Genomic DNA, 26,345 nt, shown 5'->3' on the forward strand with positions numbered 1-26,345 from the left:
TGGTGTTGATGTTTGTGTATTTGGAACGAATGTTCTGTAATATAGCCATCAAATATGAGTTGGTGATGACCGTGAGAACAACCGATATCCTTAAATCCATTCAAAAACTTAGCCCAGCAGAAAAACATCGATTACGAGAATATTTAATCGATGCTCTTACTGCGTCATCCTCAAAAGGAAGCGTTCTATAGGAGATCTCGGAACGTAAAAATAAAGATGGCTATCGTTGTCCTAAGTGTAAATTAGAACATATTGTTCGGTTTGGGAAGTATTCTACAATAGTCGATGGTGGTGAAGTGAAGAAACAGCGTTATCGCTTTAAATCTTGTAGAATGACTTTCACTGACCTCACCAATACGGCATTATATCGAACCCGTCATCTTAATCGTTGGATGAAGTTTATTGAATATATGATAGAAGGTTATTCGCTTCGTAAATCAGCCAATTTGATTGGTGACTTTACTCACATCACATTATCTTATTGGAGGCACAAGCTCCTAACGGCATTAAAGCAAATAAAACTATAAAGTTTCCAAGGTATCGTTGAAATGGATGAGACATATTTCCTTTACTCTGAAAAAGGACAAAGAAAGATTAAGGATAAAAAGTCCCGCAAACGAGGCGGTTCCGCAAAGAAACGTGGTATAAGCAACGAGCAGGTATGTGTATTGGCCGCAAGAGATCGTAAAAAGATGATCTTCTCTCAAGTGCAAGGAATAGGTCGATTGACAAAAGAGCAGTTAGACAAAGCCATTGGTCCTAAACTTTCCAACGAGAATGTATTATGCCCCGATGCTTGGCGTGCCTTTAAAACCTATGCTGCTGAAAAAGGGATGGGTATTTATCGGTTCAAATCTGAAGGGAAAATTCGCTCCAAGGGGCTTTATCACATCCAAAATGTCAACAACTAAAGGCTGGATACAGCGAATTAACGGAGTGGCAACCAAGTATCTGAACAATTATCCTGCGTGGTTTCAAGTGTTAGAGAGTATCCATCATCAGTGACATGAAGTCACAATGAATGATGTGATAATAAAAGTTAATTTAATCCTAAATTTGGAAATATATGATGCACTTAGATTGCTAATTTTGCTGTCTGAAGGTTGTTTCTTTATTCAACTAAAGGGCAGGTTAATCGATTTAAGCGAAACGTATATTTGAAGGATTTCGTCTGATAGCAAGAGGGTTTAGAATTAATTTGATTTTAAGATGTTATTTTATGAAATGCACTTTTTTAAGGAGGGATTATTTGAGTACGTCAGTTTTGAATTTGATTTTCTCGTTTATTTTGCCGTTGTCCATAATAGTAATTTCAATTTACTGGACAATGAGAATTAGCTACTCAAAAAGGTATATACCAATACTTACGCTAATACTCTTAGCCATTTTAGCCTTTTTCTTGCCTCTTTTACTTTCCGCAATTGATGTAATTGAAAAAGGTTTCGGACCAGCAATACAAAGTATTTATTACTCAGGTTTCCTTGGATTGGGAGTATTGGTGAATGTTATTGTAGTCACTACTATAAAGAAGAATAATGAACCTGATGTTAAATTATAGTGGGTTTTAGTTGAATAAGACATAAAAAAACGGAATTTTATAAATCTAGTGTTTCCAATTTTTATAAAATATCAACATTAAACTTTGACAAAGCCTAACAAAAAGATCAAATCCGGGATAGAGAAATCCGATCGATTGCGTGCGGTTTGAAAAGAATAGGGGGGTACGATCAAATGAAAATATTATCCAGCATTTTTGTGCTTATTAATCTGCTGGGGGTCATTTTAGTTTTCATTTCCAATATCTTTTTTGATAAGCACGAGACGATAGAGGCTGCTTTCTATAAAACTTTTCTTAGTATGTCGCCATTTATATTAGGATTTATTTTTTGGATGTTGTTATTTATATCCTTTAAATTTAAGATAAAAGAAAGTGAGACATAAAAGGTAATTATTAGTTGTTATAATGATAGGCTCAAATTAGCAGCATTAAGAAAAAGTAAACCAGGCCATTTATACAACAAGCTTAATTCCTACCAACCCTTTCCCGCTCGAATAATTTAGAGAAGTTGTATAGAGTTTTTTCCATGAAGTTAACAATATGCAGCAATAGTGAACGTATAAAGGGACCTGAGATTGCGCATTAGTTAACGTCTTATCTTTTAAAATCTGATAATAGTTAATATTCAATATAAATGGAGGGTAGAATGAACATTACATTGATTAGACACGGCAAGTCTTTGTGGAATGAAAAAAAGGTGATAACTGCCCTGGAGTTTAAGGAATGGGTGAAGCGATATAACGACCACGGCGTGCTTGAGGAAAAAACTTATCCTTCTGATACATTGAATCAATTCAATGCATCGGAGGTTATTTTTACAAGTGATCTGAAAAGAGCCATTGAATCAGCAAAGCTTTTAAACCCTGAAGTACTGGTAATGCCAGATCCTTTATTTCGTGAAGTGGAATTGCCAGCTCCATTTTTCATTCTGTGTCGTTTGAAATTGAATGCAAATCTATGGACAGTAATGTTTAGGATGTTATGGTTTTGTGGTTATTCATATGAGTGCGAATCTCTGCAACATGCAAAAAGAAGAGCTGAAAAAGCTTCCAAGGTGCTGATGGAATGTGCTCATGAGAAGAATAAAGTAACACTGGTTGGTCATGGTTTTTTTAACATGATGATTGGAAAAGAGCTTAAGAAAGCTGGATGGAATGGTGCAAGAAGAACAAGTTCCAGCCATTGGGGGGCTACAACCTATACGCTGGCCCGGTAAAAACAGTTATGTAATCTTTAGATAGATTGCCTCTGAATTTAAATAGCGTAGAAATTAAGGAGACCGACACTATGAAAAAACCCCTTGCCATGACATCTATTGTGCTGATTCTTGCTATCAGTGCGTGGCTTCTATTTGACTATTTCAGCAACAGCGGAGCGTTCACGCTGGGGAGTCATTCATCAGCCAGTCAGGAACTTCTTGATCAAACCAGTCCCATCTATCTCGGGTACGAAATGCAATGGGAAGGGACTGGAACACCAACGTTAGAGCGTATAGAATTGATCAAAAGAGACGGAACCATCGCTGATACTGATCAGGCTGCAGCTTTTATCGCAACGAAGGGAAAAATTGGTATGCTGGGTGAGCAAGCGGTTGAAAAAGAGGAGTTGGTGGAGGTAAATGGGTTCCAGCCAGAGAACGATATCCACCTGGTGATCCGTGTAGATAAAACAAAAGGCTTTGCTGAAAACGATATAAAAGAAATGAGAATCATATATAAGAAATATGGGGTTACACAATATCAAGACCTTTCATTTGGTGAGGGAATCGTAACTGATGAAGCGGCTGAGCGAATGAAATGATTGACTATATCGCATCAAGCCGACTTTTCAAAGGACCTTAAGCATCTATTATAAAGAGGTGGTTAAATTGAAAAATGCTTTGATCATCACTGAAGTCACCGTCACCAAGACCTCCATAAACCAGCTATCATCCTTACTTGTTGAAGTTGTCAAACAGGGGGCATCCATTGGCTTTATTCCTCCATTCGGTGATCGTGAAGCTAATCAATATTGGCAACAGCTTTCCGAGTCGGATACCATACTGATGATCGCTGAAATGGATCAGACAATTGTGGGGACAGTTCAGTTGGATTTGTGCACAAAGTCAAATGGTCTTCATCGGGCTGAGCTTGTAAAGTTAATGGTCCACCCCGATTACCAGGGCAAAGGGATCGGCCGTAAGTTAATGATCAAAGCTGAAGAAGCTGCCCTCAAACGTAATCGATCACTCATTGTTCTTGATACTCGAAAAGGGGATCTATCCAACCAGCTGTATCTGTCTATGGGTTACACCTGTGCCGGAGAAATACCGTTATATGCGATGTCTGCTGAGGGAAGCCTGGACCCGACTGTTTTTTACTATAAGCTTCTAAAGCACAGCTAATCATTGTTGTCGGTTTTATCAATAGAAAAGGAGCATTCACTTGAGCATTGAACAGACGTTATACGATGAAGTAATTCAAGTACTAAAAGAAAGATATCCTGAAGGCTGGGGCGGTGCTGCTGCGGTCAGATTGGACGACGGTACGATCTTAACCAGTGTGGCGCCGGAGATTATCAATGATTCGACTAATCTCTGTATAGAAACAGGTGCGATTTTAGAAGCTCATAAGTTAAATAGAAAAGTTACACACTCGATCTGTGTAGTCCGGGATGACGGGGAATCAGCGTTTAAAATTCTTTCCCCCTGCGGCATCTGTCAGGAAAGACTATTTTACTGGGGCCCGGCAGTGAAAGTAGCAGTGACAATTCCAGCGCAAAGCTTAACATTCAAAACGCTGGCAGAAGTACAGCCTTATCACTGGTCTGCCGTTTATGAGGAATTCAAAGAAAAGTGGAAAGATAAATAAGTTCTGGAGTGAGCGGATGACTATCAAAGGAATCAATCATCTTTTATTTTCAGTCTCTGATCTTGAAAAATCAATTGATTTCTATCAAAAAGTGTTTGGTGCAAAGCTTCTGGTCAAGGGCAGAAGCACAGCTTATTTTGATTTGAATGGAATTTGGCTTGCATTGAATGAGGAAGCGGATATTCCGCGTGAAGAGATCAAACAGTCTTAGACGCATACTGCTTTTTCAGTAGATGAAAAAGAATTAGATGATTTGTATCATCATCTGATGAGTCACAACGTCAATATTTTATCCGGGCGTGAAAGAGATGAGCGGGATAAGCAATCTATCTACTTTACGGATCCGGATGGGCATAAGTTTGAATTTCATACAGGAACACTGGAAGATCGTTTGAGATATTACAAAGAGGAAAAGCCGCATATGACATTTTATGATGAATGAAGCAGGAGGACAGACGTGGAATTTAACACAGAACGATTGACCATCCGTCCATTTATGAATGAAGATCTGGACGATGTATTCAATATTTACAGTGATCAGGAAACGTGCAGATATCTTCTGCATGAACCATGGACACACGATAATAAGCAGGAAAAGTTTAATAAAAAGCTTACAAATCATTCGCTGACACAGGACCAAGCATTAAGTTTGGCGATCGTGAATGAAGGCAGGGTCATTGGGGATCTATCTGTATGGTATACCGGAATGAAAGATACCGTAGAAGTTGGCTACACATTTTCACAGGAGTCCTCAGGTAAAGGGTTTGCAACTGAGGCTTTAAAAGGACTACTTCAGAAGCTTTTTATTGACTATAAAGTGCATCGCATTCAGGCGACGCTTGATGCCAGAAACGAGGCGTCCGGCAGGTTATGTGAGCGGGTAAGCATGAGGAAAGAAGCGCATTTTGTTCAGGATTACTGGAACAAGGGTGAATGGACAGACAGTGTTGTGTATGGAATGCTGGTTGAGGATTTGGAAGAGAGATTGAAATAAAATTCGATGCCGTGAATATGCTCCTTCAATTTGGTATATTCTTAGTCACGTGCTTAACGGCAATGGTGACAATCATCGCAATTGTCGTCAATACAAAAAAGTAACCACCCTCCGCTACGGCCAAAGTAGATGAGATGGTTACTCTTTTAGTTATCCTTCCAACTGGCCAACAGCTCTTCAAACGGATGTCAGCTGCATTGATCAGGTGTTCGCGTACCTGATCTTTTTTATTATATGCTCAGTTTTAACACAGCCATGCTAAAAACACATTAAAAATGCAGTCGTATATGATGAAGCTATTAACGCCAAAAAAGGTTTGCAAAATACATTAGTTTTCAGTATTAATCCCGGTCCTTTGCCTGCTGCGTATCACGAATATTTTTCTGAATCGTAATCGCAGCAAACAGGCTGAGTACGAAAGCCATACCGTAAAAGCCTTTTTCGCTCAGAATAATACTGCCTGCATTATAGAGGCCAATCGCCATCAGCAGGATTGCAATGATCACAGCCAGCCAGCTGAGCCCGTAATAAATCCCTGAAACCGGAATGTCCTCTTCCTTATCGCGGACAGCCTTTTGCAAGGAAACGGCTGCATACAAGCCGAATACTAAAACAGCAAAATAGTAACCTTTTTCATTCAGCTCCATCGCTGCATTAAAAAGGCCGATCAGATAAGCAGTCAGCCCGATTGCAAGTGCTGCCCAGCTTGCTCCCTTAAAGGCAGGCGTCGGTTCGCCAGGTTTTCGTTCCACTTTCACCCTCGGTTTTTTATCATCCTCTTGCATAAATGAACTTTCCTTTACTTCAGCCATTCGCAACGCTCCTTACAATTCATTTATAGGTAATAGCTGTATGACCTTGTGTGGTTTGACAGATGTTGTATACTTTCATATTACTTGATCGGGGGGAAATGTAAAGAAGCATTTTCTTTGTTAGTTTGAGAAGTTAATTACTTAATAGAACCTAAAAGAGATGCACAGGATTGATCATTAAGGAATCAATGACCTAAACTGTGCATCTTCAACCTTATTCACACCAGCAACTCACCATGACACAATCCTGATTTTTCAACCTGAATCGTCGAATGGCTGATCTGGTGGTTTTCCTGAATCAACTCTATTGCCTGTTGAAGAATCAGCTGTTCATCCGCTTCATCACGAATCGTCAGGTGACAGCTGAAAGAATCCAATCCGGAAGTGATCGTCCAGATATGAAAGTCATGAACATCAATCACGCCGTCAATGTTCTGTAATGAAGCTTTTAACTTTCCTGTATCTACGGTAGAAGGGGCACCTTCCATCAGGATATGAACAGATTGCTTCAGTATGCCCCAGGCGCTTTTCAGAATCAGCAGAGAGACAAGTACTGAGATGAGCGGATCCGCCAGGTACCAGTCAAACACCAGCATAACGATACCGGCTGCAATCGCCCCAACAGAACCAAGTGCGTCACCAATCACATGCAGGTAGGCACTGCGAAGATTGACGTTATCCTTAACGTCACCTTTGCGCATTAAAAACCATGCACTCAATAAATTGGCCAGAAGACCAATCAACGCGATGCCCATCATCGTACCACTCGCAACAGTTGGCGGTTCAAGAAACCGTTCATAAGCCTCTACTAAAATAAATCCTGAAATTACAAACAATGTGACACCGTTAAACAGCGCTGCTAAAATCTCAAAGCGGTAAAATCCATACGTTTTATTGTCAGATGCTTTCTTCGTGGCAAACCAGATTGCAACAAGACTCAATAAAAGAGAACTGGCGTCACTGAGCATGTGTCCTGAGTCAGCTAATAGAGCCAGACTGTTAGTCAGTAAACCGCCAAAAAACTCAAGCAGCATGATAAATGTTGTAATGGATAATGCAATCAGCAGTCCTTTTTTGTTACCTTCTCTCAACTCTTCAAAATGTCCGTGGTCATGTGAATGTGCCACCTTGTAACCTCCTTACTCACAATCAATATGCGTAATTACCTGATTCAGCGTGTTAATTACATGCTGATCGCTGCAACTATAATAAAAATGATTCCCTTCCCGTCTTGATTTTACTAACCTGAGTCCTCTTAATGTCCTCAGCTGATGCGATACGGCAGACTGAGACATGTTCAATACTTCAGTCATATGCGTGACAGAGCACTCCTCCTGAGACAACAGATACAGTATTTTGATACGGGTGGGATCAGCAAGTACTTTAAACGTTCTCGAAGCTTCCTCAACCGTTTCATCTGATAAGAAATGATGATCTTTTTTATCCATGATCTTACCTCCATATAATATCTATATGATCATATGTTCATATAGATACAATAAATCAAAAAAATATATTTGTCAAAAATTTTGTGGGTCTGTCTGGTGAGACAAAAGGGGACATGCACAATCAATTAAACGTGAATTGACTGTGCATGTCCCCAAAAGATAAGTTTTAAATGATCGTACAACTACTCTTTGTGCTGTTGTTGTGTTTTCTTCGTATTTCTTCTATTTAAAATAAACTCATAACCAAACGTCAGAATGATCCCTATCGTAAATATTGAAAACGACGTCATTAAATTCTCATCAAAAATCAAATAATAAAAATTATTCAAAGCAAGCAAGAACAGAAAAACATAGAAACCAAAGACTGAACCGCGTGTTGAATTTTTCACTTCGCTTTCTGACATATCTCTGAAGAGTTTCATAAAAAACATCCCTTATATTCTTGTGGTTTAGCAGAGTAACCGAACTGGTGCTATTCCTGTTAAGATCTCCGCTGAAAAACCTTACTGATCAAAAATGTTCCGGCAATACAAAGGGAGGTCGTGATAAGTGAATGAAAGAGAAAGTTAAAATCGAATTCACTGACCTGTCTATATTCACTTTCACCCACCCCCTTCAACTGATACTGACTTCCATTGTAATCGAAAAGAAGCAATGAAATGACGATGCCCACAACCAAGCCAATCAGGACTCTTATCAATGTAATCATCCTCCACTTTTTAGTTATGCTTCTACTAAAGTCACGATCTTTTCAATTACACGATCCACATCAGCCGGCTCTTTGACCATCAATAAGTAGTCGGCTTCACCTTCAACGGGGTCTACGATATCCGGCAGTTCCGATTCTTTTTCCTGTCTGATCAGCACATCTTTAAAAGTCTTATAGGGTCCTCTGAATATATGTGTATCACGCGTGCTATTCTCTACCCGTTCATACAGAATGTCATCTGAAAGGTCAAAGTGAACAAGGATCCGGGTGAACGCTTCCTTATGATAGATCTCTTTCAGCAAGTACTGTCTTGTACTTTTAGCACGATTTGAATTGCTCACGATGAAATGAAATCCTGTATATTCTTTTGCATAATCAACGATTAATTTCGTTAAAGCATGCTTTAAAATGTTCGGACCTTTCTTTGGCTGAAGCTTTTTATAATATGTATTCAGAAATTCAGCATGTGTATCCTGATCCATCACGAAAGAGTTAGTCAGCTTTTGTTCAAGCTGTCTTGCAAAAGTAGTTTTACCACTGTGTGTTTTACCGACTGTAATGATAGCGAGTCTTTTCATGTGACCTCCCTATGTTTTATAATTTTTAATGAAGGCTGGCGATTCCAAGCATTCCTGCGCATATAAAGGCAAACGTAAGCAATCCTCCGATGATTGTGTAATTATGAATATCCTGATTATGCTTTAAACGTTTTAAAGTAATGATCAGATTGACATACCAACATACACCGAGTAACGGTATAGCAATGAAGACTAAAGCCACCTATTTGTTTCGCTCCTTCTTTGTAGATATGAGAATCTTTGCATTAATATATCATACATTTAATATAACATTTACCTTATAATAGGATTGTAACCTCGAGGTGGACCCCTCACGACTAATTGTGTGAAATACTTTAAGTTTTAATAGGAGGTAATTATGAAAAAAAGTGTATTTTTTCTTCTTTTATTTGTAATAGCAGGTTCATTTGTTATTAATCTATTTGTTGATAGTGAAGCCATTAGAACAATTATTAACATCATAGGATTAGTAGCAATTATTGTGATCGCTTTTGGATCAAGAGTGAACTTTTCAAACTCTACAAAAAACTGATCAGTTAAAAAAACGTTTCTTACTTTTAAAAGAATGATTTTTTTGATATAGCTCCCGTACCAAAAAACATTTATTATACGTGTTTAGGACAAAAAACTTATTGCTTAACTATTTTAAAATCCAATTGTAAATCTCCTTTCATCAACGTTTTATGGTCCTTCTATTTCAAGAACAGCCATTTTCTCTGCTATCAGACATCACCTTTATGAAATAAGAAGCGGTGGGTCCTCTACGCACAATCACTTTATATTGATCATTCCACTATGGTAATCTTAGATAAAATATGAAAACGTTTACTTTTGGTTGGAGGGGGAGATACGTAAATGAAAAAGCTGACTGTTATGCTGGTGTTGCTATTACTAAGTGCCTGCTCAAATCCTGATCTTGAGAACACAAATGATGTAACGCTGCGCTTTTGGGATGAGAGCGAGCCAGTTGGAAATGAAGAATTCATTAAGGAAGAGCGTGACATAGACACGTTTGTCAGTGCGACTGAAAGCGCTGAAGTGCTTGAGCAGGGTACAGTGATCAATACGCCGCCTCTTTTACGATATACATTAAGACAGGATGAAGAAAATCTTGATTACCATCTTTGGATTACTGAACAGGGTGAAGGATATATACAGAGCCTGATTCCTGAAGGTACACGTACTTATCAGCTTGATGAAGAGTCGGTCGAGTCATTGGAAGGTTTTCTGGAAGGATATGAGACTGTAGCGTTTTTGGATGAAGTCACCTTTGAGTAGATTACGGTTTTAAAAAGTCTGGAGGGACAATCCATGCCAAACTGTGAAAACTGTCATTACAAATGGAGCTTTTTTGAAACAATGAAGATTGGTTTTGCTTCTAGCAAGAAATGTCCGAACTGCGGTGCTAAGCAGTACGTCTCAACGAAGTCGAGCAAGACTATATATATCATTTACCTGATCCCGCTGTTTATCATTGTCTTCGTCCGGCCGCTTTTAGAGTCGCTGGGTGTGAGTAGTATACTTTCCATAACGCTCGTCGTACTTTTTATCATCGCTTATATTTTTTATATTCCTTACACAATCAGGCTATCGAATGAGCAGGAGCCATTATGGTGAATGAACAATATAAGAAAAGGTCCGGAACCTCCATATTGGGAGGTTCCGGACCTTTTGAATTATTGACCGCTGAATTCTTCTGCCTTCATTGCTTGTGAAAGTGTACTGTATATCTCAATATCTTTAAAGTTCAATCCTAATTGAACAGCTGTCTGTGCGATTTGCGGGCTGATGCCAGACAGGGCCGTCTGTACACCAATCAGCTTCAAACCGCTGATTAATTGAAAGATTTGCTGGGCAACCATCGTATCAATAATTGGAACCCCTGATAAATCCACAAATAACTTTTTCAACTGCTGGTTGGCACTTTGAGTCAGTGTTTTTCCAAAAACCACTTGTGCTCTGTGTGTATTAATCTCACCAACTAGCGGCAGAAACCCTATTTCTTTTGTTAATGAAATAACAGGAGCGCTCATTTCGATGATCATTTCCTGTTGTGCATGCAATCTCAGCTCTGCAGCTTTAGAATGCTGAACAGTAAACTCCAGGATAATCTGATTAATGGAGTCTACAACCTTATTAGTCCATGCCATAACTTGCTGGTAAGAGGTTTCTTCTGAAGATTTAAGGACAAATTCTTCAATAACTTTCATATATTGCTGCTGCGTTCTGAAAAACTCACTAATGATATCTTCAAGAGGAGTAGTCTGATGGGCTTCATCTATAGCAATACTTTCAATCCAATCCCGGAAACCTTCAAAATAATCTTCATTGTCCGGTTTGAAAATGTGACAAAAACGGAGGTGAAAATCTCTGTTCTGACTCTTAATCTTTTGAATAGCCTCCGGATTAGTCGATCCGTATACCCCGTCTCTACTCTTATCTAACGATTCGTACCATTCTTCAGTTAATGATTCTGCTTTATTACATAAAAATGTATGTAAATCTTGATCTCTCAGCATTTTATAAGTCCTCTCCGCTACTCGTAAAATATATAACTTCTTTTTTCAAATTGTATTCCCTTTATGACAAGAATGAAACTGTATTGTGGAAATTATTAGAATCTTATTTTCTCATATATTCTCATCAATTTCTAATCTTACTCAAGCTTTCTTCTCATCTTGCCTGGCTAATATAGGGGTAAGAACAAACAAAATAAATTTTCAGGAGGCGTTAAGTATGAAAAAAGTAGTAGTAGGAACAGTGGCAAGCGCAGTGATTTTAGGTGGAGCGATTGGTGCAGGTGCGATGACAGGCGGATTTAGTTCGGCAGATCCCGCTCCGGCTGAGAAGTCAGATCTTATTACAGTGGAAGAAGCCAAAGACAAGGCGCTCGCAGAATATGAGGGTGTTGTGGAGAGTGTGGAGTTGGAGAGAGAAGCCAATGGATATAAATATGAGATTGATGTCAGAAACGATGATATGGAATATGACCTGGACCTTGACGCATCAAATGGAGAAATCCTGAAAGCGAAGGAAGAACGTGACGATGACTCTGATGACGATGATCGTAATGATGATAACAGTACAACAGCTGCTTCAAATGGAACTGCAGGCAGCACAAGTGAAGACTACATTACTCGGGAAGAGGCTGTAGAGATTGCGCTGGCTGAAGTGTCAGGAACACTTGAGAGCGTAGAGCTTGATGATGACGATGGAAGAGCAATTTATGAAGTGGAAATCAATACTGACAGCGGTGACGATGATGATGCGGAATTCGATATTGATGCAGTGACAGGAGAAATTTTAGAGATGGATATGGAATAAGTTGAATAGGTTAGAGAGAGCCGGCCGGGTGTGGCCGGCTTTTTCGTGTTGTAGTGCAGGGTGAAGGAATGTCCTCCAGTCGCAAGCTCCGGCACCGCCCGCTATTTGCTAAGCCCCATCATCCTTACCTCGACCTAAAGGAATCTACCCCCGAAGCCGAGAATCATAATAGAAAGACATCAGTCATACAGGTCATGTATCGTTTCCTGCATCTCATGTTCTGAATCCTGCATGTGATGCAAAAAGTGAACAAGACTGGAAAGACAAATTACATAATGAAGTAGAAGAAGGGGAGGCACAATGAAGATAAAAATTGACATTGACCCTCAGCATGAGGAAACGCCTGTCATTACGATACAGGTGAAAGAATGGACAGACGAGGTGGAAGCAGTTGTGAAAATGCTCAGACAGCATGAGTCAGAAATGCCGGACGCAAAAGGTGCCGCTCAGCCGAAACGGATTGTGGCACTTGAAGAGGATCGTTCAATTTTACTGCAGCCGTCAGAGATAGATTATATTTTCGCAGAGAAGCGGAAGGTCTTTGCGATGGCAGGTGGCCGTACACTTGAAATGAGAATGAAACTCTATGAGCTGGAAGAGGTTTTGTCATCGCACGGCTTCATTAGATTCTCAAAATCCGTTCTTGGCAATCTGGATCAAGTTGACCGTTTCGAGCTCTCATTTAATGGGAATCTTTGCGTGTATTTTAAGTCAGGCAGCAAGGAATATGTGACAAGGAAATATGTTCATGGCCTGAAGGAGCAGCTGTTGGATGGAGGTGGACAGCGTGATGAGTAATGTGATTCTGCGTATTTTTGGCGGTTTTGGCATTGGTGCGTTAATTACGCTGGTGGCATTAATTCTGTCCTTTGATGGATCTGATCAGGTGGAGGTTACGACGATCATATTAAACCTTTTGGGCAGTATGCTCACGGGTGCTTACTTTAGTGTTGCTGCGCTCATATTCAGCATTGAAAAGTGGAGCATGCTGAAGCAGACTGTCATACACTACAGCTTATCACTTATCCTGATGTTTCCGGTATTTACACTGTTAACGGGGTGGTTTCCGCTTAATGCGCGCGCGCTGCTCATTGGTTTCGTTGTTTTTACAGTCACTTATATTCTGAACTGGTTCGGATGGCATTCCTATTACAAACAGCTCGAAAAACGGATGAATCAATCCATTCAAACACGACGTTAACACAAGGGAAAGGGGATAGAAAAATGATTGATATTCGTGATGTCAGTAAAAGTTACGGTTCGATTAAGGCGTTGCAGCATGCGGATCTTCATATTGAAAAGGGCAGCTGTTTCGGTCTGGTTGGTCCAAATGGTGCCGGCAAGTCCACGCTGATGAAAATATTAGTCGGGATACTGGAAGAGTTTGGTGGGACTGTGGAGATCGGAGGCAAACCGGTTCATCAATACCGCCGCGATATTAAGCGTCAGATCGGCTATGTGCCGCAGGATATTTGTCTGGAGGAAACATTGACGGCACGTGATAATCTGCTGCTGTTCGGTCAGTTGTACGGTCTATCCGGTAAGGGTTTGAATGAGCAGATCAGTGAAGTACTGACACTTATTGGCCTTGAAAAGCGTGAGAAGTCTATTGTCTCAACTTTTTCCGGTGGGATGAAGCGACGCCTGAATATCGGATGTGCTCTGCTGCACGCGCCTGAAATCATTATCCTCGATGAACCAACTGTTGGCGTGGATCCGCAGTCGCGCCGGGCGATCTTTGAACTGATTCACGAGTTGAAGGCAGAAGGGAAGACGATTGTCTATTCGAGTCATTACATGGAAGAGGTTGAGCAGCTGTGTGACAGCATCGGTTTTATTGATCAGGGCATGGTGGTTGAACATGGGACGATGAAAGAGGTTTTTGAAAAGCATCGTCACTCTTCTATCTTTATCGAAGGAGACCAGGTTACAGAAGAAGTTCTTGCGCCTTACGGAGAATTGATGGAGCGGGAAAATGGTTATGTCATTACCAGTATTGACCCACTGGCCACACTTCAAAAGGTCGCACTTGCGCTGCACAGTCAGGCTCTGCAGCCGACGCGACTGGAACTCAGCCAGACGAAGCTTGAAGGTATCTTTTTTGAACTAACCGGGACACAACTGAGGGATAAAGGATAAGGAGGAGCCTGTTATGAATGCTATTACAAAGCTGGAGTTTAAAAAGAAGATACAGGATAAGGGCCTGTGGTTCTGGACATTTATTCTGCCAATCGTTTTTATTGTTGGATTCATTTCGATTTTTGGTGGCAATACAGGTGCTGATTCCGAGCAGCTTGTCGTTCAGATTGTGCCCGGCTATACGGTGATGTTTTCGTTCTATATTATGATTTCAATTGTGATCGCGTTTATTAAAGACCGTGACAGCGGAATGACAGCCAGGATTGCGAGCACCCCGCTCCCGACGCTGCAGTATTTTATGGGCAAGTGGATCCCTTTCATTCTGATTGTGCTGATTCAGATTGCCGTGCTGTTCGGATTTGGGGTAGCTGTCTATGATATGCCTCTTGGAAACGCATTTGCGCTGATCATGATTTCGGTTGCGCTGGCCTTTGTCTCAACAGGATGCGGGATGGCTATGGCTGTTATCGCAAAGACTGAAAATATGGGGATTGCCCTGACGCAGGTCATTGCACTTGGTGGTGCAATGCTTGGCGGACTCTGGATGCCTGTAGAGTTCATGCCGGATATCATGCAGAATATCGCACAATTCCTGCCGCATTACTGGGCGCTTCAGGGCTACCAGACGGTGATTCTTGACGGAGGAAATGTACTTGATGTTTGGGCTTCGCTGCTTGTGCTGATTGCTTACGGCGCTGTCTGTATTGGCATTGCACTGTCTGCTTATCCACGTTATTTAAAGTTATCAAAAAGCTGATCTGCAGAAGGCTGCGTGTTTCTCATCAAATTCTAATCTTCTTCATGCTATCCTCTCATCTTGACCGGATAATATAGAATCAAGAACAGAAAATATCCTAATTTCTGAGGAGGAATTATAGATGAAGAAAGTTGTAGTGGGAACCATAGCAGGTGCAGTAATTTTAGGTGGAGCGATTGGGGCAGGTGCAATGACTGACGGGTTTCAGAACTTCGAATCAGTTAACCCTGCTGCTTCAGAACCATCAGATCTGATCAGTGTGGAAGAAGCGCAGGAGAAAGCGCTCGCTGAATATGACGGTGTGATTGAGAGTATTGAGCTTGAAGGAAAGCGTGACGGGTATGTCTATGATATTGACATCGATAATGGTGATATGGATTACGACCTGTATATGGATGCGTCGACAGGTGACATTTTGAGAGCGGAAGAAGAGCGTGACGACGATGACGATAATGATTCTGCAGCACTTCCAGAAGGTTCAACTGAAGAATACATTTCCCAGGAAGAAGCAATCAATATTGCGCTTGAAGAAGTAGAAGGCACACTTGATAGCGTCAAATTGGACGATGACGACGGAAGAGTCTTGTATGAAGTAGAGATCGATACGGGCACATTTGGTGATGATGCAAGTATTGATATTGATGCTGTGACAGGTGAGGTTCTTGAAGTGGATATGGACTGATCGTGCAAAAAAGCCGGCTTGGGATGCCGGCTTTTTGTGTGGAAATGAATTGCAGGCTCAAGTGTAGACCACTTCTGTAGCAAAGTCAGCTTGTCCGCCAGTAATCCGTGATTACTCCTCGAAAGCAAGATTCACCGGCTCATCTCTCACCACAAATTCAGTCTGCAGGTTCGTAGTCGGTGTCTTTTTATCCACTTCTTCAAACGTAACTGAATCTGCCCATATACACCCGCTGCCGGAGAGAATCATGCCAAAAGAAACCATTGCACTGTTTTCAGGAACATCAAGCACGATCGTATAATGATTCCAGTTTGACGTACTCTGAAGCGGGCGGTCACTCATATTATCAAACTGCAGCACTTCCTCAGACGCGCTGTCCACCCGCATCCATAAAGAAGCCATATGCTGCACATTTTCTGTTTTCAAAAACGCAGAAAGCTTCATCCGTCTCCCTCTATATTTGTCAGCCTTGAACTGCTGCATCATTGTCGCAAATTCACCGTCTGCCGGGTTCACCGTTTTTGATCTCAAATAACCGGATTGCTTACCCTGGTGAACGGTTTCAGTATCTGCACCCGCTTCATAATTAAATGGATGGCTGCCGCTTAGAAACCAGCCTGTTAACTTTTCTTCCATCTGCAATTCCTCCTTATGATCCACTAATTTCATCATCTGCCTGCGGTACTGCCCTGGTGGAACCCCGTATACCTTTTTAAATGCCCGTGTAAATACTTCCTGAGAATCGAAGCAAAAATGGAATGCGATATCAATAATCCGTGCATCTGTGTGGATCAGCGCTACTGCTGCATTTGTCATTCTCCTATTTCTTATATACTCAGAAAATGACATGCCGACTGACGCCTGAAACAGCCGGTGAAAGTGGTATTTTGAAAACCCTGCATAAGCAGCAATATCCTCCGCCGTTACATCCTCATGTAAATGCTCTTCAATCCAGTGAATCGTTCTTTGAATGATCGCTTCATTCGTCATTCTGTCACCTGCCTTTGAATAAATGATAGCAGACTGATTTGAGGTAGTTTTGACTTTTTTTGCTAAGTGCACGCAGGTCCGGTAGCAATCTTCAAAGTGTGATCTCGTATCCGCCCTCAGAGTCGAATGACCATGTCCACAAAAAACTCACACCCTCCAGCCTTTTCTGTAAATCCATTTGCTTTGCACACCTCTATATGGATATTATATCCATATAGAGGTGTGTAAAAGACAAGGGGGTGCCATATGCCGATTTTAGAGGCCGGCAATATTGTAAAAGTGTATGGGGAGTCAGGTCAGGAGCATTCCACCACGGCGTTAAAGGGACTCGATCTGTCTATCAATAAAGGTGATTTTATAGCGATTATGGGTCCATCCGGGAGTGGAAAGTCCACTCTGCTGAATATCCTTTCAGGTATGGATCAGCCGACAAGCGGTGTTGTAACAATTAAGGATGAGAAGATCAGTGAGCTTAAAGGGGACGATCTCGCTTTGTTCAGACGCAGGGAACTGGGATTTATTTTTCAGGATTTTAACCTGCTGGACAGCTTAACCGTTAAGGAAAATATCATTCTTCCGATGGTACTGGAAGGTAAATCAGCTGATGAAATGGATAAGAGAGCTGTTTATCTGTCAGGACTGTTTGGTATTGAATCTATTCTTAATCAGTATCCTTATCAGATCTCGGGCGGTCAGCAGCAGCGAACTGCAGTGAGCCGTGCGCTTGTGAATGAGCCAGGGATTATTTTAGCGGATGAGCCGACCGGTAATCTGGACTCTTCTTCGTCTGCTGCGATCATGGAATGTTTTGAAAAGGTGGTGGAGGAGCTTTCTACAACTGTTATTCTGGTGACACATGACGTGTTTGCCGCGAGTTATTCTCAGCGGGTCGTTTTTTTACAGGATGGGGCTATTCATTCCTCAATTCAGAAGCAGGGCAGCCGGGAATCATTTTTAAAGCAGATTATTGATCATCAGCGGACATTTGGAGGAGCCAGTCATGTCTTTTAACCAGATGGTTCGAAAAATGATCAGACACGACGCTAGAAAGTACATATTTTACTTAGTTTGCAACAGCCTTGCTGTCATGCTGTTTTTTATATATGCTGCGTTATTTTACAACGATGATGTCACAAAAGCGAAGATGGCTGAGACAATCCAGTATGCATTAATTATTCCAGGGATTGCGCTGATCGTCTTTACAGTCTTTTTTATCAGTCATGCTCATCACCTTTTTATTAAAAGCAGAAAGCGTGAGTTTGGTCTGTTCAGAACACTGGGTATGACAAACCGGGATGTTGTGAAGCTGCTTGTGATGGAAAATGGATTGATCGCTTGTTTGTCGATTATCACAGGTCTGCTGAGCGGACTTCTGTTCTCCCGTTTATTCTTCTCATTATTAACAACAGTACTGAACATACAGACGATTTCTTACGGACTGAACGTTCAGATGTTTGCAGCAACGATTATGGTCTACTTACTTGTCTTTGCCACAGCAGTAGGAAGAACACTTTACATGATCCTCACACAAAATCTGATTCTCACTTTGAAGAGTGACAGGGTCGGAGAGGTGGTGAAGCTGAACAGCCCACTTCTTGGCGGGATAGGAGCCGGTCTGATCATTTTTTCTGTGGCGGGACTTTATCTTACTTATACAGGAAATCAGGGTGATGACTATATTTTTATCTGGATGATCCTGACAATGGTCGGGCTTTATTTCAGCATCAATCAGCTCTCAAGCCTGCTGATTAAAATGGTCAAAAAGAGCAAGAGAATGTATTACAAAAACTTATTATCCTTAAGCAGCCTGGACTATAAATTCAAACAGTTAACCTCCACGCTTATGCTTGTCAGCGTCATGATTATGGTCACTGTTCTCTATAGCACGATTGTGTTATTCACTTACCTTGATACCGCCCGTCAGATAGAGGAGCGTCATCCTTATGATCTTGCATTCTTACAAACCGCTGAGAAGAATCAGCTGACAGAAGAGCAGCTGTACAGCATTGTAGATACTGAAGAAAATCATGTTCAGGCGCATGATACATTGCCGGTTTTCACATTTTTTCAGGAGGATGAATATGCAGGCTGGATCAGCACTTTTCATTTAGTGAGTGTTCAGACGTTCAACCAGATCACTTCAAATTCTATTGAAGTGAAGGCGGGGGAATATATTTTTCATCCCAATCAGCCTGCTGCAGATCCTGACGGAGCATATGAGTTTCAACTGAAATTTGAAGGTAAAGCTCCTGCTCAATCCTATATTCAGGATGATACATTTGTTCAGAGCACCCTGAACTATCTCGGAGGGGAATTCATTTTGGTCAATGAAGAGGACTTTGATGCTCTGAAAACTCACCTGAACGGCTTTGATGCAACGATGAATTTTATCAATGTTGCAGACTGGAAATCAGCTTTTGAAGTGACTAGGAATCTTGAAGCTGCATTTGCAGCGGTTAATCAGCGCACACCGTCTGTAACATCAGAAGCCGATGAAGGTACGTCAGACGAACGGCTGTTCAGCGTTGCCTCAAAAATGGAGGATGCTGCGATCAACCGGCAGACAGATGGCCTTACCTTCTTTGTTATATCCTTTCTCAGCGTTTTATTTCTGATCGGCTCATTTGTCATTCTCTATCTAAACTTGTTCTCAAATATTGAAAAAGAGCGCTTAAGATTCAGCAATCTTCACAGAATTGGCGTAACCGTTCCTGAAATCAAAAAGGCGATAGCGAAGGAACTTATTCCTGTCTTTTTTATTCCGACACTTACAGGTATCACGCTGGCATTGCTATACATGATTGCCATGGCCACTGATATTGGAGGGATTCTGCAGAACCCTGATGTGCTGGTCAACTTTGCAGTGATAGCGGGGGTTTATTTTATCCTGCAGATTGGCTTTTACTTTTATTCGAAGTGGAGAATGGTAGCTGCTGTGGTGAAGGGGTTTTAGTGAGACCGGAGTCTGACAGATCAAATCCGGCATGAATTGTCGGATCACATCATTCACATACTGTTATTCTTTTTCACAAGGAGGTCATGAGAATGGATACATTAAAACATTTTAACGAAGCTGTCAGCTACATCGAAGAAAATCTGACAGATGAGATTGAGATGAAAGAAGCTGCCAGGCGGGCGAGGTGTTCTGAATACCATTTCAGGAGAATGTTTTCATTTCTAGCGGGTGTCTCGTTATCTGAATATATCCGTTTCAGACGGCTGACACTTGCTGTTTCTGACCTGCAGGATCATCGGGTCATCGATCTGGCAGTGAAATACGGGTACCAGTCGGCTGATGCTTTTTCAAGAGCGTTTCAGAGCTATCACGGCGTCACACCTGCAGAAGCAAGAACAACAAATCAAGCGTTAAAATCATTCTCTCCAATGACCTTCCAGCTGACAATCAGAGGAGGAGACAATATGAATGTACGCATTGTGGAAAAAGATGCATTTCGTATGATTGGTTTGAAAAAGAGGGTGCCGATCGTATTCAATGGCGTGAACCCGGAGATTGAAAAAATGTGGCACAGCCTGACTGCAGAGAATATTCAGGAACTGAAACAGCTTTCGGATATTGAACCCAAAGGAATGATCAGTGCCTCTGTAAACTTTTCAGAAGGCAGAATGGAAGAAAAGGGCGGGCTTGATCATTATATAGGCGTGTCCTCAACTGAAGTCTGTCCTGATCATTTTGACTGTCTGGAGGTTCAGGCTTCAAGCTGGGCGGTATTTGAAGCGGTCGGCCCGTTCCCTGGTACACTGCAGAATATCTGGGGCAGAATCTATTCAGAGTGGTTCCCGTCCAATCAATACGAGCAGACAGAAGGACCTGAAATTCTATGGAATGAGCAGCCGGATACCACGGCACCCGACTTCAGGAGTGAGATTTGGGTACCTGTTAAAAAGAGATGATGAATGAAACGGACCTGGCCATTTTTTCGGTCAGGTCTGTTTTTGGAAAAGTGTAGAAAATTGGCAGGGATTCTTACATCAAAGTAGAAGGTTACAGTCATGAAGGAATGGTTTTCGATTAATGGTGGAAGCTATTTTGACCATACGCGGCTGGCTGAGCTGGCTCGATCATAATGCCCTTAAAATATGAATATGAATCAGGGAGGCTGTCATGTATGGCAGTAATGAGTTACAGCAATGCACGAAAAAACTTTAAAAAAGTCCTTGATCAGGTTCATCAAAACAGTGAACCTATAGTCATTTCAAGAAACAATGGTAAAAATGCAGTTGTAATTTCGGAAGAGGGATACAATCGTTTGATGGAAACAATTTATTTGATGCGCAATCCAAAGAATGCGATCAAATTAATTGAGTCAATTGAACAAATTAAGATAAATGAATAAGAAATTACGTCCTTTTTGCTACAATATATTTACATCAACAAAGCAGGTGAACATTATGCAGCGAATCTATATCATATCCGGACCAGCAGGGGTCGGGAAATCGACAACCTCGAAAATGCTTGCTGAGTCATTTGAAAATAGTGCTTATATTGAAGGTGATGTGATCAATCATATGGTGGTCGGCGGGTACCTTCCTCCATGGGAAAGTGAAGCCTCGCTGGAACTGGTTTGGAAAAATATTGCGGACCTCAGCATTAATTTTATTCAGGCTGGTAAAAATGTCGTCATTGATTATGTAGCTTTTCCGGAAGAAGTTGAATTATTTTCGCAGTGTGTGTCCAGCCAAGTGCCAGACGTAGAGATCATGTATGTTGTGCTTTGGGCGGATCGTGATGAATTGCTGAAAAGAGACGCAGAGAGAATCAAAGATCACCAAATGGGTGACAGGTGCCTGGAATTGGTGCAGGAATTTGAAGAAAAAGGCGTAAAGCAGCGTTATTTATATGATACGACGCATACAAATCTATCTAATCTTGAACAGGTAATGAAAGAAATCAAAAGCAATTCTGCATTCATGTACTTATCGCTTTTATAAAAGCTTACAGAAAGGATGAAGCATGATGACTAAACACAAAATCTACACAATGAGCTTCGCCAGTGTCTATCCTCATTACATTAATAAAGCAGAGAGAAAAGGCCGTACAAAAGGAGAGGTTGATGAAATCATACGCTGGCATACAGGGTACAGTCAGGAAGAACTTGAGGCTGAGATTGAGAAGAAAACTGAATTTGAAACGTTTTTTGAACAGGCGCCTGAACTGAACCCTTCCCGAAAAGCGATCAAAGGTGTGATTTGCGGTGTGAGGGTGGAGGATATTGAAGAGCCGATCATGCAGGAGATTCGTTACCTGGATAAAATGATTGATGAATTGGCCAAGGGGAAAAAGATGGAGAAAATTTTACGGACGTAACACGTTGAAAGGGGTGACCTATTCATGAACTTAAAAACAGGTAACCGCCTGGTGCAGACATTCTGATAGCGGATTGTGCCAGGCTGTAATTAGAGCTATCCGAATGGCTGCACCATTTTCATTGAATCACTAAATGAAAAAGGAGCGGTCATGATGAAAACATATATTGAAGATTGGTTAAAGGAAGAAAAAGCAGGTTTCTCGGGGTGGGATTTTTCCAGACTTGAGGGACGAACAAAAGAACAGGCTATTCCCTGGGACTACAAAAAAATTGTGGTGAATGCTTTGCAGAAGGACATGCAATTACTTGATATGGGAACAGGAGGCGGAGAATTTTTGCTGACGCTTGGGCATCCGTATGAAAAGACTGCTGTCACAGAAGCATGGGAGCCGAATGTGGCATTGTGCAGGGAGAAGCTTGAGCCGCTTGGCATTCAGGTGGAGCAGGTTTTTGATGATGCTGTTCTGCCGTTTGAAGATGGCACATTTGACCTGATCATTAACCGCCATGAAGCGTATGATATCTTGGAGGTTAAAAGAATTCTGAAGCCGGGTGGACTGTTCATTACCCAGCAGGTCGGTGGCCGGAATAATGAGTGGTTGTCATCGTTTTTAATGTCAGGTTATCAGTCTGAATATGACGGTTTTGGGCTTGTGAATGAAGCGGAGAAGTTTTGTGAAGCGGGCTTTAATATGTTAGAACAGCAGGAAGCATTTCCTTATCTGCGCTTCTATGATGTAGGCGCAATCGTCTATTACGCTAAAATCATTGAATGGGAGTTTCCCGGATTTTCAGTTGAGAAGCAGCTGGAGCGGCTGATGGAATTGCACGGAATGGTTAAGAAAAAAGGTTATGTTGAGTCTAAAGAGCATCGGTTTTTGATTGTTGCTGAGAATAGTTAGGTTGAGAGGCCTCCTGCTGATTGCGGGGGGCTTTTTGGTTTGGAGTTTGATGGCCGGGTGCGATTCGCGTGGGCTGGCCGGCGTGAGAGGTGCAGTGTTGAAGGGAATGCGTACTGGAATGATGGAATCACCTCCTGATTGAAGGAAAAACTCACCAGCTTGAAGGAATCCCGACTGCAGCTACCCCGCCTGTCCCGCTCGCAAAATAAAACCTTGCACAACCCATCTAATTCGATTACCATCTAATTAGATAAAATAAAAGGGAGGTAATTCCCATTCAATTAATCAGACTGGTCTCTTTTTATAAAACACTTGGTGATAAAACCCGCATCAGGATTATTGTCCTTCTCAAAAATGGTCCGCTTCACGGGCAGGCAATTGCGGGAAAGCTCGGCCTGAAGCCACCTACTATTACGCATCACCTCAATAAACTGAAAGAAATTGATGTGGTGTATCAGAGAAGAGAGAAGAATACGATTTATTTTTATCTGAATGAGCGGAAGCTTGAACAGATGGTCAGTTCAGTAGTGCGGCTTGGTGGGGATGAGATGTTTGAATCCTTTGAGCTTGATGAAGGCGAAAAAGCTAAGATCATTAAAAACTTTACGAATGCAGATGGTACGCTGAAGTCTCTTCCAGCCCAGCGTAAAAAGAAATTGATTCTGCTGGAATATATGCTGAGAGATCTTGAAGCCGGCAGGAGCTATAAGGAAGCTGAGTTGAATGAGCATATCAAGAAATTTCATCCGGACTTCGCAACTGTACGACGTGAGTTTGTCATGGCGCAGTTCATGTACCGTCAGGACAGGATATATGAGTTGAATCCACCGGAAATGTGGCCTGTTTAAACAGGCTTCATATTTTGTTTACTAATTCGATAAGTATCTAATTAGATTGGAGAAGACAATGAAACTGTTAAATGAAGAAAGAAACTATCGTTATTTATTTCTGAGTGCTTTAACCAATGGGATTGGTGCACGTTTTTCACAGGTAGGCGTATATGCACTGATCTATCTGTTAACGGAATCGGGGTTAATTTTAGGTTCTTTAATGGCAGTCAGGATCCTCCCGACAATCATATTTGCTCCGATCAGCGGTATGCTGGCTGACAGGTATGATAAAGCGCGGATTTTATATTATACAGATCTTTTAAGAACGCCTTTTGCAATCCTGCCGCTGTTTGCTATGACGTCTGATTCTATCTGGCTGCTTTATATCAGTTCATTTGTTCTGGCTGTTGGGGAAGCGATCTATCAGCCTGCGCGATATTCCTTTATTCCTGATATAGTAAAGCGTAAAAATCTCCTTGCAGTGAACGGCCTTGAGCAAAATGTCATTGGTCTCACGCTCGTGATTGGTTCGCTTTTAGGAGGCGTGATTTCCTTTCTGACAAGTGTCTATGTGTTATTTGTCATTCATGCAATCTGCCTGGGTGTCGCTGCGCTGTTTGTTAAGAGACTGATTGGGATTCAAGTGAAACAGTCAGATACGGACAGAGGACATGTTGCATTTAGAGAAACAGGGATGCTGATTCTGCAGGTGCCGCTGCTCCGCGTTTTTCTCATGGTGATGCTCTTAATGCCAATTGCAAATGGAGTGGATAATGTCATTTTCAATTTGATTGCGCTGGATGTCTTTGAACAGGGAGACCTGGGTGTCGGCTTGATCTATGCCTCTCTTGGCGCTGGTCTAATGTTGAGTTCTGTAGTGATGAAAAGGCTGAAAGGGAGCTTTATTCTGCTGGGTGTATTGATGATTATGTTTGAAGGGGGCGGGCATCTGGTGCTCAGTCAGTCTCAGTCCTTCTGGCAGGCACTGATCTTTGCGACAATCATTGCAATGACTGCCGGCGTGAGCAATATTTGCTTTGATACCGTGCTAATGAAAGTACTTCCTGCTGGAAAACGTGGGACATTATTTGGCACATTGTCTATGGTGCAGAATGGGTCGATGGGACTTTCTATGGTTGGTGCCGGTTTTCTTTTGGAATGGTTCTCACCGCTTCATGCATCAGTGATTGTTGGAAGCACTTATATTGGATTTGCTCTACTTTTCTTTATTGCTTTTAAAATGGTGAATTTTCGCTGGTCGGTAAGGCGGCTGAGGAAGGAGAGTGTGGCCGGGTGAGACTGGTCTGGGTTGGGGGCTGAAAGCTGTAAAGCTGAAGGGGAAACTCATCAGATTGAAGAAATTCCGATCGCCCCGCACAATTGAGCTTGATCGAGCCATCAGGCTTCATCTCCTCTGCGCAGCTTATAAATGCTCTTGAAAATTGGTATAGCTGTAATGGCGGGCATAAGTATATTAAACCATAGAGGCGGATCAAAGCGGATGGTATTGAACACGACAATTAGAACTAAAATCCATACAAGAATATTCGCAATTAAATTATGTTTTTCAGACTTGAACATGCAGGTCACTTCCTCATTAGTTTTAATGCGATTGTCATTCTCTAAAATCTTTGTGCAATACTACCAATCACCGATCCAATCAGCATCAGTACACCTATCAGCACCAGAATAATACAACCAAGTACAAGTGAATAAGCGATGCCTTCAGATCCTGCGATTGCCGCTATGCCACCGGTTACAATCAACAATAAAGGCAGAATTGTTAAAACCAATCCGGCATAAAGAAGTGTTTTACTCCCGTTTATCATAATGGCCAACTCCTCATCTGAACGTTTTTTCAAGCTTATCTTTATGATAATAAGACAGACGAACCGGCTCAAAGCGTTCCTTCTTGATCAAGTCAATCAGCGTTTCAGCTTCTTTCCATGCAAGGTCGTACAATTTCTGATCGATGACCTGATTATCCAATGCCTCATCAAGTTCATCCGCATCCTTTACAATCAGCTCACCGCCAGGTAAAAGGATCAGGTCCAAAAACAGATCATCCATCCAGGGGCCCTGCTCATCTTTCCCATTTGAAAGACAAATATCTATGTACCATTGAACCACGTTTCCGTCCGCATCAAACATGGTCGTAACTGAATGGTTAGCATCAGCAGGAAATTGCTGCAGCCAGGTATAGCCGTCGTCAATGATACATATTTCTTTTTCACCGTATGTAAAAGATGCCGGTGCAGTGACTTTCACTGCATGCAGGAGAGTTAAGTCTCCTCTGAAACGATCTGTATCTTCAATTGCAGTGGCAGATTTTCTCGTGATAATCCGCTGCCAGTCCGGACGGTTTCCGTATTTTCTTTTTAGCATGAGGTCCTCCAAATCAAATTTTTATTTAACTTATTTTACCATGAAGAATATTTTCTATCTA

The 26,345-nt window shown here is 41.6% G+C and carries 33 protein-coding genes and 2 pseudogenes; 26 read left to right on the forward strand and 9 right to left on the reverse strand.

Translation table 11 applies throughout. The features are described from left to right. Positions 1 to 65: 65 nt before the first annotated feature. The 8 genes and pseudogenes from JOD21_RS06240 to JOD21_RS06275 all read left to right on the forward strand — a co-directional run bounded on the left by JOD21_RS06240 (position 66) and on the right by JOD21_RS06275 (position 5,401). Positions 66 to 1,161, forward strand: a pseudogene (locus JOD21_RS06240) (IS1595 family transposase). A gap of 88 nt (positions 1,162 to 1,249) precedes the next feature. Next, positions 1,250 to 1,558, forward strand: coding sequence for a hypothetical protein (locus tag JOD21_RS06245; protein WP_204728786.1), 309 nt, complete (start codon positions 1,250 to 1,252; stop codon positions 1,556 to 1,558). Positions 1,559 to 2,204: 646 nt separating this feature from the next. Next, positions 2,205 to 2,774: a phosphoglycerate mutase family protein gene (locus tag JOD21_RS06250; RefSeq protein WP_204728787.1), complete on the forward strand. Its 570-nt coding sequence runs from the start codon at positions 2,205 to 2,207 to the stop codon at positions 2,772 to 2,774. A gap of 71 nt (positions 2,775 to 2,845) precedes the next feature. Next, the gene (locus JOD21_RS06255; RefSeq protein ID WP_204728788.1) at positions 2,846 to 3,358 is read left to right on the forward strand and encodes a hypothetical protein; all 513 of its coding nucleotides are present in this window, start codon (positions 2,846 to 2,848) and stop codon (positions 3,356 to 3,358) included. Between the two features lie 67 nt (positions 3,359 to 3,425). Then, the gene (locus tag JOD21_RS06260; protein WP_204728789.1) at positions 3,426 to 3,941 is read left to right on the forward strand and encodes a GNAT family N-acetyltransferase; all 516 of its coding nucleotides are present in this window, start codon (positions 3,426 to 3,428) and stop codon (positions 3,939 to 3,941) included. 40 nt (positions 3,942 to 3,981) lie between these two features. Then, the gene (locus JOD21_RS06265) at positions 3,982 to 4,407 is read left to right on the forward strand and encodes a cytidine deaminase (protein WP_204728790.1); all 426 of its coding nucleotides are present in this window, start codon (positions 3,982 to 3,984) and stop codon (positions 4,405 to 4,407) included. Positions 4,408 to 4,423: 16 nt separating this feature from the next. Then, positions 4,424 to 4,849 (forward strand): annotated as a pseudogene (gene fosB, locus JOD21_RS06270) (metallothiol transferase FosB). A gap of 15 nt (positions 4,850 to 4,864) precedes the next feature. Next, positions 4,865 to 5,401, forward strand: coding sequence for a GNAT family N-acetyltransferase (locus JOD21_RS06275; protein ID WP_204728791.1), 537 nt, complete (start codon positions 4,865 to 4,867; stop codon positions 5,399 to 5,401). A 341-nt stretch (positions 5,402 to 5,742) separates the two neighbouring features. Here JOD21_RS06275 and yiaA read toward each other — a convergent pair whose 3' ends face one another. The 4 genes from yiaA to JOD21_RS06295 form a co-directional block, all read right to left on the reverse strand. Further along, positions 5,743 to 6,213 (reverse strand): inner membrane protein YiaA, encoded by a 471-nt coding sequence (gene yiaA, locus JOD21_RS06280; RefSeq protein WP_204728792.1) that lies wholly within the window; start codon positions 6,211 to 6,213, stop codon positions 5,743 to 5,745. Positions 6,214 to 6,431: 218 nt separating this feature from the next. Next, positions 6,432 to 7,340 (reverse strand): cation diffusion facilitator family transporter, encoded by a 909-nt coding sequence (locus JOD21_RS06285; protein WP_204728793.1) that lies wholly within the window; start codon positions 7,338 to 7,340, stop codon positions 6,432 to 6,434. A 12-nt stretch (positions 7,341 to 7,352) separates the two neighbouring features. Beyond that, entirely contained in the window at positions 7,353 to 7,661 is a 309-nt protein-coding gene (locus JOD21_RS06290; protein WP_204728794.1) for an ArsR/SmtB family transcription factor, read from the reverse strand. Positions 7,662 to 8,384: 723 nt separating this feature from the next. After that, positions 8,385 to 8,948, reverse strand: coding sequence for an AAA family ATPase (locus JOD21_RS06295; protein WP_204728795.1), 564 nt, complete (start codon positions 8,946 to 8,948; stop codon positions 8,385 to 8,387). A 358-nt stretch (positions 8,949 to 9,306) separates the two neighbouring features. Between JOD21_RS06295 and JOD21_RS06300 the strand changes: the two genes are divergently transcribed. The 3 genes from JOD21_RS06300 (at position 9,307) to JOD21_RS06310 (ending at position 10,565) form a co-directional block, all read left to right on the forward strand. Further along, positions 9,307 to 9,480, forward strand: coding sequence for a hypothetical protein (locus tag JOD21_RS06300; protein ID WP_204728796.1), 174 nt, complete (start codon positions 9,307 to 9,309; stop codon positions 9,478 to 9,480). Positions 9,481 to 9,803: 323 nt separating this feature from the next. Further along, positions 9,804 to 10,226, forward strand: coding sequence for a YhfM domain-containing protein (locus JOD21_RS06305; protein WP_204728797.1), 423 nt, complete (start codon positions 9,804 to 9,806; stop codon positions 10,224 to 10,226). Between the two features lie 33 nt (positions 10,227 to 10,259). Continuing rightward, the gene (locus tag JOD21_RS06310; protein WP_204728798.1) at positions 10,260 to 10,565 is read left to right on the forward strand and encodes a TIGR04104 family putative zinc finger protein; all 306 of its coding nucleotides are present in this window, start codon (positions 10,260 to 10,262) and stop codon (positions 10,563 to 10,565) included. Between the two features lie 59 nt (positions 10,566 to 10,624). On the opposite strand, the gene JOD21_RS06315 is transcribed toward JOD21_RS06310, so the two are convergent. After that, on the reverse strand, positions 10,625 to 11,467 hold the full coding sequence (locus tag JOD21_RS06315; RefSeq protein WP_204728799.1) for an STAS domain-containing protein: 843 nt from the start codon (positions 11,465 to 11,467) through the stop codon (positions 10,625 to 10,627). Between the two features lie 217 nt (positions 11,468 to 11,684). Here JOD21_RS06315 and JOD21_RS06320 point away from each other — a divergent pair, with 217 nt between their 5' ends. The 6 genes from JOD21_RS06320 (at position 11,685) to JOD21_RS06345 (ending at position 15,850) form a co-directional block, all read left to right on the forward strand. Continuing rightward, entirely contained in the window at positions 11,685 to 12,272 is a 588-nt protein-coding gene (locus tag JOD21_RS06320; protein ID WP_204728800.1) for a PepSY domain-containing protein, read from the forward strand. 300 nt (positions 12,273 to 12,572) lie between these two features. Further along, entirely contained in the window at positions 12,573 to 13,070 is a 498-nt protein-coding gene (locus tag JOD21_RS06325; RefSeq protein WP_204728801.1) for a LytTR family DNA-binding domain-containing protein, read from the forward strand. Beyond that, positions 13,063 to 13,473: a DUF3021 domain-containing protein gene (locus JOD21_RS06330; protein ID WP_204728802.1), complete on the forward strand. Its 411-nt coding sequence runs from the start codon at positions 13,063 to 13,065 to the stop codon at positions 13,471 to 13,473. Before JOD21_RS06325 ends, JOD21_RS06330 begins: the two co-directional genes overlap by 8 nt. Before the next feature lie 23 nt (positions 13,474 to 13,496). Then, positions 13,497 to 14,411, forward strand: coding sequence for an ABC transporter ATP-binding protein (locus tag JOD21_RS06335; RefSeq protein ID WP_204728803.1), 915 nt, complete (start codon positions 13,497 to 13,499; stop codon positions 14,409 to 14,411). A gap of 13 nt (positions 14,412 to 14,424) precedes the next feature. After that, positions 14,425 to 15,168, forward strand: coding sequence for an ABC transporter permease (locus JOD21_RS06340; RefSeq protein ID WP_204728804.1), 744 nt, complete (start codon positions 14,425 to 14,427; stop codon positions 15,166 to 15,168). Between the two features lie 121 nt (positions 15,169 to 15,289). Next, the gene (locus JOD21_RS06345; protein WP_204728805.1) at positions 15,290 to 15,850 is read left to right on the forward strand and encodes a PepSY domain-containing protein; all 561 of its coding nucleotides are present in this window, start codon (positions 15,290 to 15,292) and stop codon (positions 15,848 to 15,850) included. Positions 15,851 to 15,961: 111 nt separating this feature from the next. On the opposite strand, the gene JOD21_RS06350 is transcribed toward JOD21_RS06345, so the two are convergent. Beyond that, a complete protein-coding gene (locus tag JOD21_RS06350; RefSeq protein ID WP_204728806.1) occupies positions 15,962 to 16,840 on the reverse strand; it encodes a helix-turn-helix transcriptional regulator in 879 nt (292 codons plus the stop codon). Positions 16,841 to 17,086: 246 nt separating this feature from the next. On the opposite strand from JOD21_RS06350, the gene JOD21_RS06355 reads away from it, so the two are divergent. The 9 genes from JOD21_RS06355 (at position 17,087) to JOD21_RS06395 (ending at position 25,196) form a co-directional block, all read left to right on the forward strand. After that, positions 17,087 to 17,851: an ABC transporter ATP-binding protein gene (locus JOD21_RS06355; RefSeq protein ID WP_204728807.1), complete on the forward strand. Its 765-nt coding sequence runs from the start codon at positions 17,087 to 17,089 to the stop codon at positions 17,849 to 17,851. Next, the gene (locus tag JOD21_RS06360; protein ID WP_204728808.1) at positions 17,841 to 19,793 is read left to right on the forward strand and encodes an ABC transporter permease; all 1,953 of its coding nucleotides are present in this window, start codon (positions 17,841 to 17,843) and stop codon (positions 19,791 to 19,793) included. Before JOD21_RS06355 ends, JOD21_RS06360 begins: the two co-directional genes overlap by 11 nt. A 92-nt stretch (positions 19,794 to 19,885) precedes the next feature. Continuing rightward, a complete protein-coding gene (locus JOD21_RS06365) occupies positions 19,886 to 20,752 on the forward strand; it encodes an AraC family transcriptional regulator (protein ID WP_204728809.1) in 867 nt (288 codons plus the stop codon). Between the two features lie 215 nt (positions 20,753 to 20,967). Continuing rightward, positions 20,968 to 21,195 carry a type II toxin-antitoxin system Phd/YefM family antitoxin gene (locus JOD21_RS06370; protein WP_204728810.1) on the forward strand — a complete coding sequence of 76 codons (228 nt, stop codon included), beginning with the start codon at positions 20,968 to 20,970 and terminating at the stop codon, positions 21,193 to 21,195. Positions 21,196 to 21,250: 55 nt separating this feature from the next. Continuing rightward, the gene (locus JOD21_RS06375; RefSeq protein ID WP_204728811.1) at positions 21,251 to 21,790 is read left to right on the forward strand and encodes an AAA family ATPase; all 540 of its coding nucleotides are present in this window, start codon (positions 21,251 to 21,253) and stop codon (positions 21,788 to 21,790) included. Positions 21,791 to 21,815: 25 nt separating this feature from the next. Further along, positions 21,816 to 22,166 carry a DUF2200 domain-containing protein gene (locus tag JOD21_RS06380; RefSeq protein WP_204728812.1) on the forward strand — a complete coding sequence of 117 codons (351 nt, stop codon included), beginning with the start codon at positions 21,816 to 21,818 and terminating at the stop codon, positions 22,164 to 22,166. Positions 22,167 to 22,319: 153 nt separating this feature from the next. After that, positions 22,320 to 23,069, forward strand: a complete 750-nt coding sequence (locus JOD21_RS06385) for a class I SAM-dependent methyltransferase (RefSeq protein ID WP_239581456.1) — start codon at positions 22,320 to 22,322, stop codon at positions 23,067 to 23,069. Positions 23,070 to 23,344: 275 nt separating this feature from the next. Then, positions 23,345 to 23,917, forward strand: a complete 573-nt coding sequence (locus JOD21_RS06390) for a metalloregulator ArsR/SmtB family transcription factor (protein ID WP_204728961.1) — start codon at positions 23,345 to 23,347, stop codon at positions 23,915 to 23,917. Between the two features lie 58 nt (positions 23,918 to 23,975). Then, entirely contained in the window at positions 23,976 to 25,196 is a 1,221-nt protein-coding gene (locus tag JOD21_RS06395) for an MFS transporter (RefSeq protein WP_204728815.1), read from the forward strand. A 101-nt stretch (positions 25,197 to 25,297) separates the two neighbouring features. Here JOD21_RS06395 and JOD21_RS06400 read toward each other — a convergent pair whose 3' ends face one another. The 3 genes from JOD21_RS06400 to JOD21_RS06410 are packed head-to-tail and all read right to left on the reverse strand — an operon-like array spanning position 25,298 to position 26,284. Beyond that, on the reverse strand, positions 25,298 to 25,480 hold the full coding sequence (locus JOD21_RS06400; RefSeq protein WP_204728816.1) for a hypothetical protein: 183 nt from the start codon (positions 25,478 to 25,480) through the stop codon (positions 25,298 to 25,300). 41 nt (positions 25,481 to 25,521) lie between these two features. Further along, on the reverse strand, positions 25,522 to 25,728 hold the full coding sequence (locus JOD21_RS06405; RefSeq protein ID WP_204728817.1) for a hypothetical protein: 207 nt from the start codon (positions 25,726 to 25,728) through the stop codon (positions 25,522 to 25,524). 13 nt (positions 25,729 to 25,741) lie between these two features. Beyond that, positions 25,742 to 26,284: a ribonuclease FAU-1 family protein gene (locus JOD21_RS06410; RefSeq protein WP_204728818.1), complete on the reverse strand. Its 543-nt coding sequence runs from the start codon at positions 26,282 to 26,284 to the stop codon at positions 25,742 to 25,744. Between the last annotated feature and the right edge of the window lie 61 nt (positions 26,285 to 26,345).

The organism is Jeotgalibacillus terrae (genome assembly GCF_016908195.1).
Classification (GTDB): domain Bacteria; phylum Bacillota; class Bacilli; order Bacillales; family Jeotgalibacillaceae; genus Jeotgalibacillus; species Jeotgalibacillus terrae.

Coding starts and splice junctions, on each gene's coding strand:
- JOD21_RS06300 (WP_204728796.1), top strand. CDS start 9,307: ATGAAAAAAAGTGTATTTTTTCTTCTTTTATTTGTAATAGCAGGTTCA.
- JOD21_RS06375 (WP_204728811.1), top strand. CDS start 21,251: ATGCAGCGAATCTATATCATATCCGGACCAGCAGGGGTCGGGAAATCG.
- JOD21_RS06335 (WP_204728803.1), top strand. CDS start 13,497: ATGATTGATATTCGTGATGTCAGTAAAAGTTACGGTTCGATTAAGGCG.
- JOD21_RS06400 (WP_204728816.1), bottom strand. CDS start 25,480: ATGTTCAAGTCTGAAAAACATAATTTAATTGCGAATATTCTTGTATGG.
- JOD21_RS06320 (WP_204728800.1), top strand. CDS start 11,685: ATGAAAAAAGTAGTAGTAGGAACAGTGGCAAGCGCAGTGATTTTAGGT.
- JOD21_RS06325 (WP_204728801.1), top strand. CDS start 12,573: ATGAAGATAAAAATTGACATTGACCCTCAGCATGAGGAAACGCCTGTC.
- JOD21_RS06255 (WP_204728788.1), top strand. CDS start 2,846: ATGAAAAAACCCCTTGCCATGACATCTATTGTGCTGATTCTTGCTATC.
- JOD21_RS06305 (WP_204728797.1), top strand. CDS start 9,804: ATGAAAAAGCTGACTGTTATGCTGGTGTTGCTATTACTAAGTGCCTGC.
- JOD21_RS06310 (WP_204728798.1), top strand. CDS start 10,260: ATGCCAAACTGTGAAAACTGTCATTACAAATGGAGCTTTTTTGAAACA.
- JOD21_RS06385 (WP_239581456.1), top strand. CDS start 22,320: ATGAAAACATATATTGAAGATTGGTTAAAGGAAGAAAAAGCAGGTTTC.
- JOD21_RS06395 (WP_204728815.1), top strand. CDS start 23,976: ATGAAACTGTTAAATGAAGAAAGAAACTATCGTTATTTATTTCTGAGT.
- JOD21_RS06370 (WP_204728810.1), top strand. CDS start 20,968: ATGGCAGTAATGAGTTACAGCAATGCACGAAAAAACTTTAAAAAAGTC.
- JOD21_RS06330 (WP_204728802.1), top strand. CDS start 13,063: ATGAGTAATGTGATTCTGCGTATTTTTGGCGGTTTTGGCATTGGTGCG.
- JOD21_RS06315 (WP_204728799.1), bottom strand. CDS start 11,467: ATGCTGAGAGATCAAGATTTACATACATTTTTATGTAATAAAGCAGAA.
- JOD21_RS06410 (WP_204728818.1), bottom strand. CDS start 26,284: ATGCTAAAAAGAAAATACGGAAACCGTCCGGACTGGCAGCGGATTATC.
- JOD21_RS06405 (WP_204728817.1), bottom strand. CDS start 25,728: ATGATAAACGGGAGTAAAACACTTCTTTATGCCGGATTGGTTTTAACA.
- JOD21_RS06345 (WP_204728805.1), top strand. CDS start 15,290: ATGAAGAAAGTTGTAGTGGGAACCATAGCAGGTGCAGTAATTTTAGGT.
- JOD21_RS06365 (WP_204728809.1), top strand. CDS start 19,886: ATGGATACATTAAAACATTTTAACGAAGCTGTCAGCTACATCGAAGAA.
- JOD21_RS06250 (WP_204728787.1), top strand. CDS start 2,205: ATGAACATTACATTGATTAGACACGGCAAGTCTTTGTGGAATGAAAAA.
- JOD21_RS06355 (WP_204728807.1), top strand. CDS start 17,087: ATGCCGATTTTAGAGGCCGGCAATATTGTAAAAGTGTATGGGGAGTCA.
- JOD21_RS06340 (WP_204728804.1), top strand. CDS start 14,425: ATGAATGCTATTACAAAGCTGGAGTTTAAAAAGAAGATACAGGATAAG.
- yiaA (WP_204728792.1), bottom strand. CDS start 6,213: ATGGCTGAAGTAAAGGAAAGTTCATTTATGCAAGAGGATGATAAAAAA.
- JOD21_RS06290 (WP_204728794.1), bottom strand. CDS start 7,661: ATGGATAAAAAAGATCATCATTTCTTATCAGATGAAACGGTTGAGGAA.
- JOD21_RS06360 (WP_204728808.1), top strand. CDS start 17,841: ATGTCTTTTAACCAGATGGTTCGAAAAATGATCAGACACGACGCTAGA.
- JOD21_RS06380 (WP_204728812.1), top strand. CDS start 21,816: ATGACTAAACACAAAATCTACACAATGAGCTTCGCCAGTGTCTATCCT.
- JOD21_RS06350 (WP_204728806.1), bottom strand. CDS start 16,840: ATGACGAATGAAGCGATCATTCAAAGAACGATTCACTGGATTGAAGAG.
- JOD21_RS06295 (WP_204728795.1), bottom strand. CDS start 8,948: ATGAAAAGACTCGCTATCATTACAGTCGGTAAAACACACAGTGGTAAA.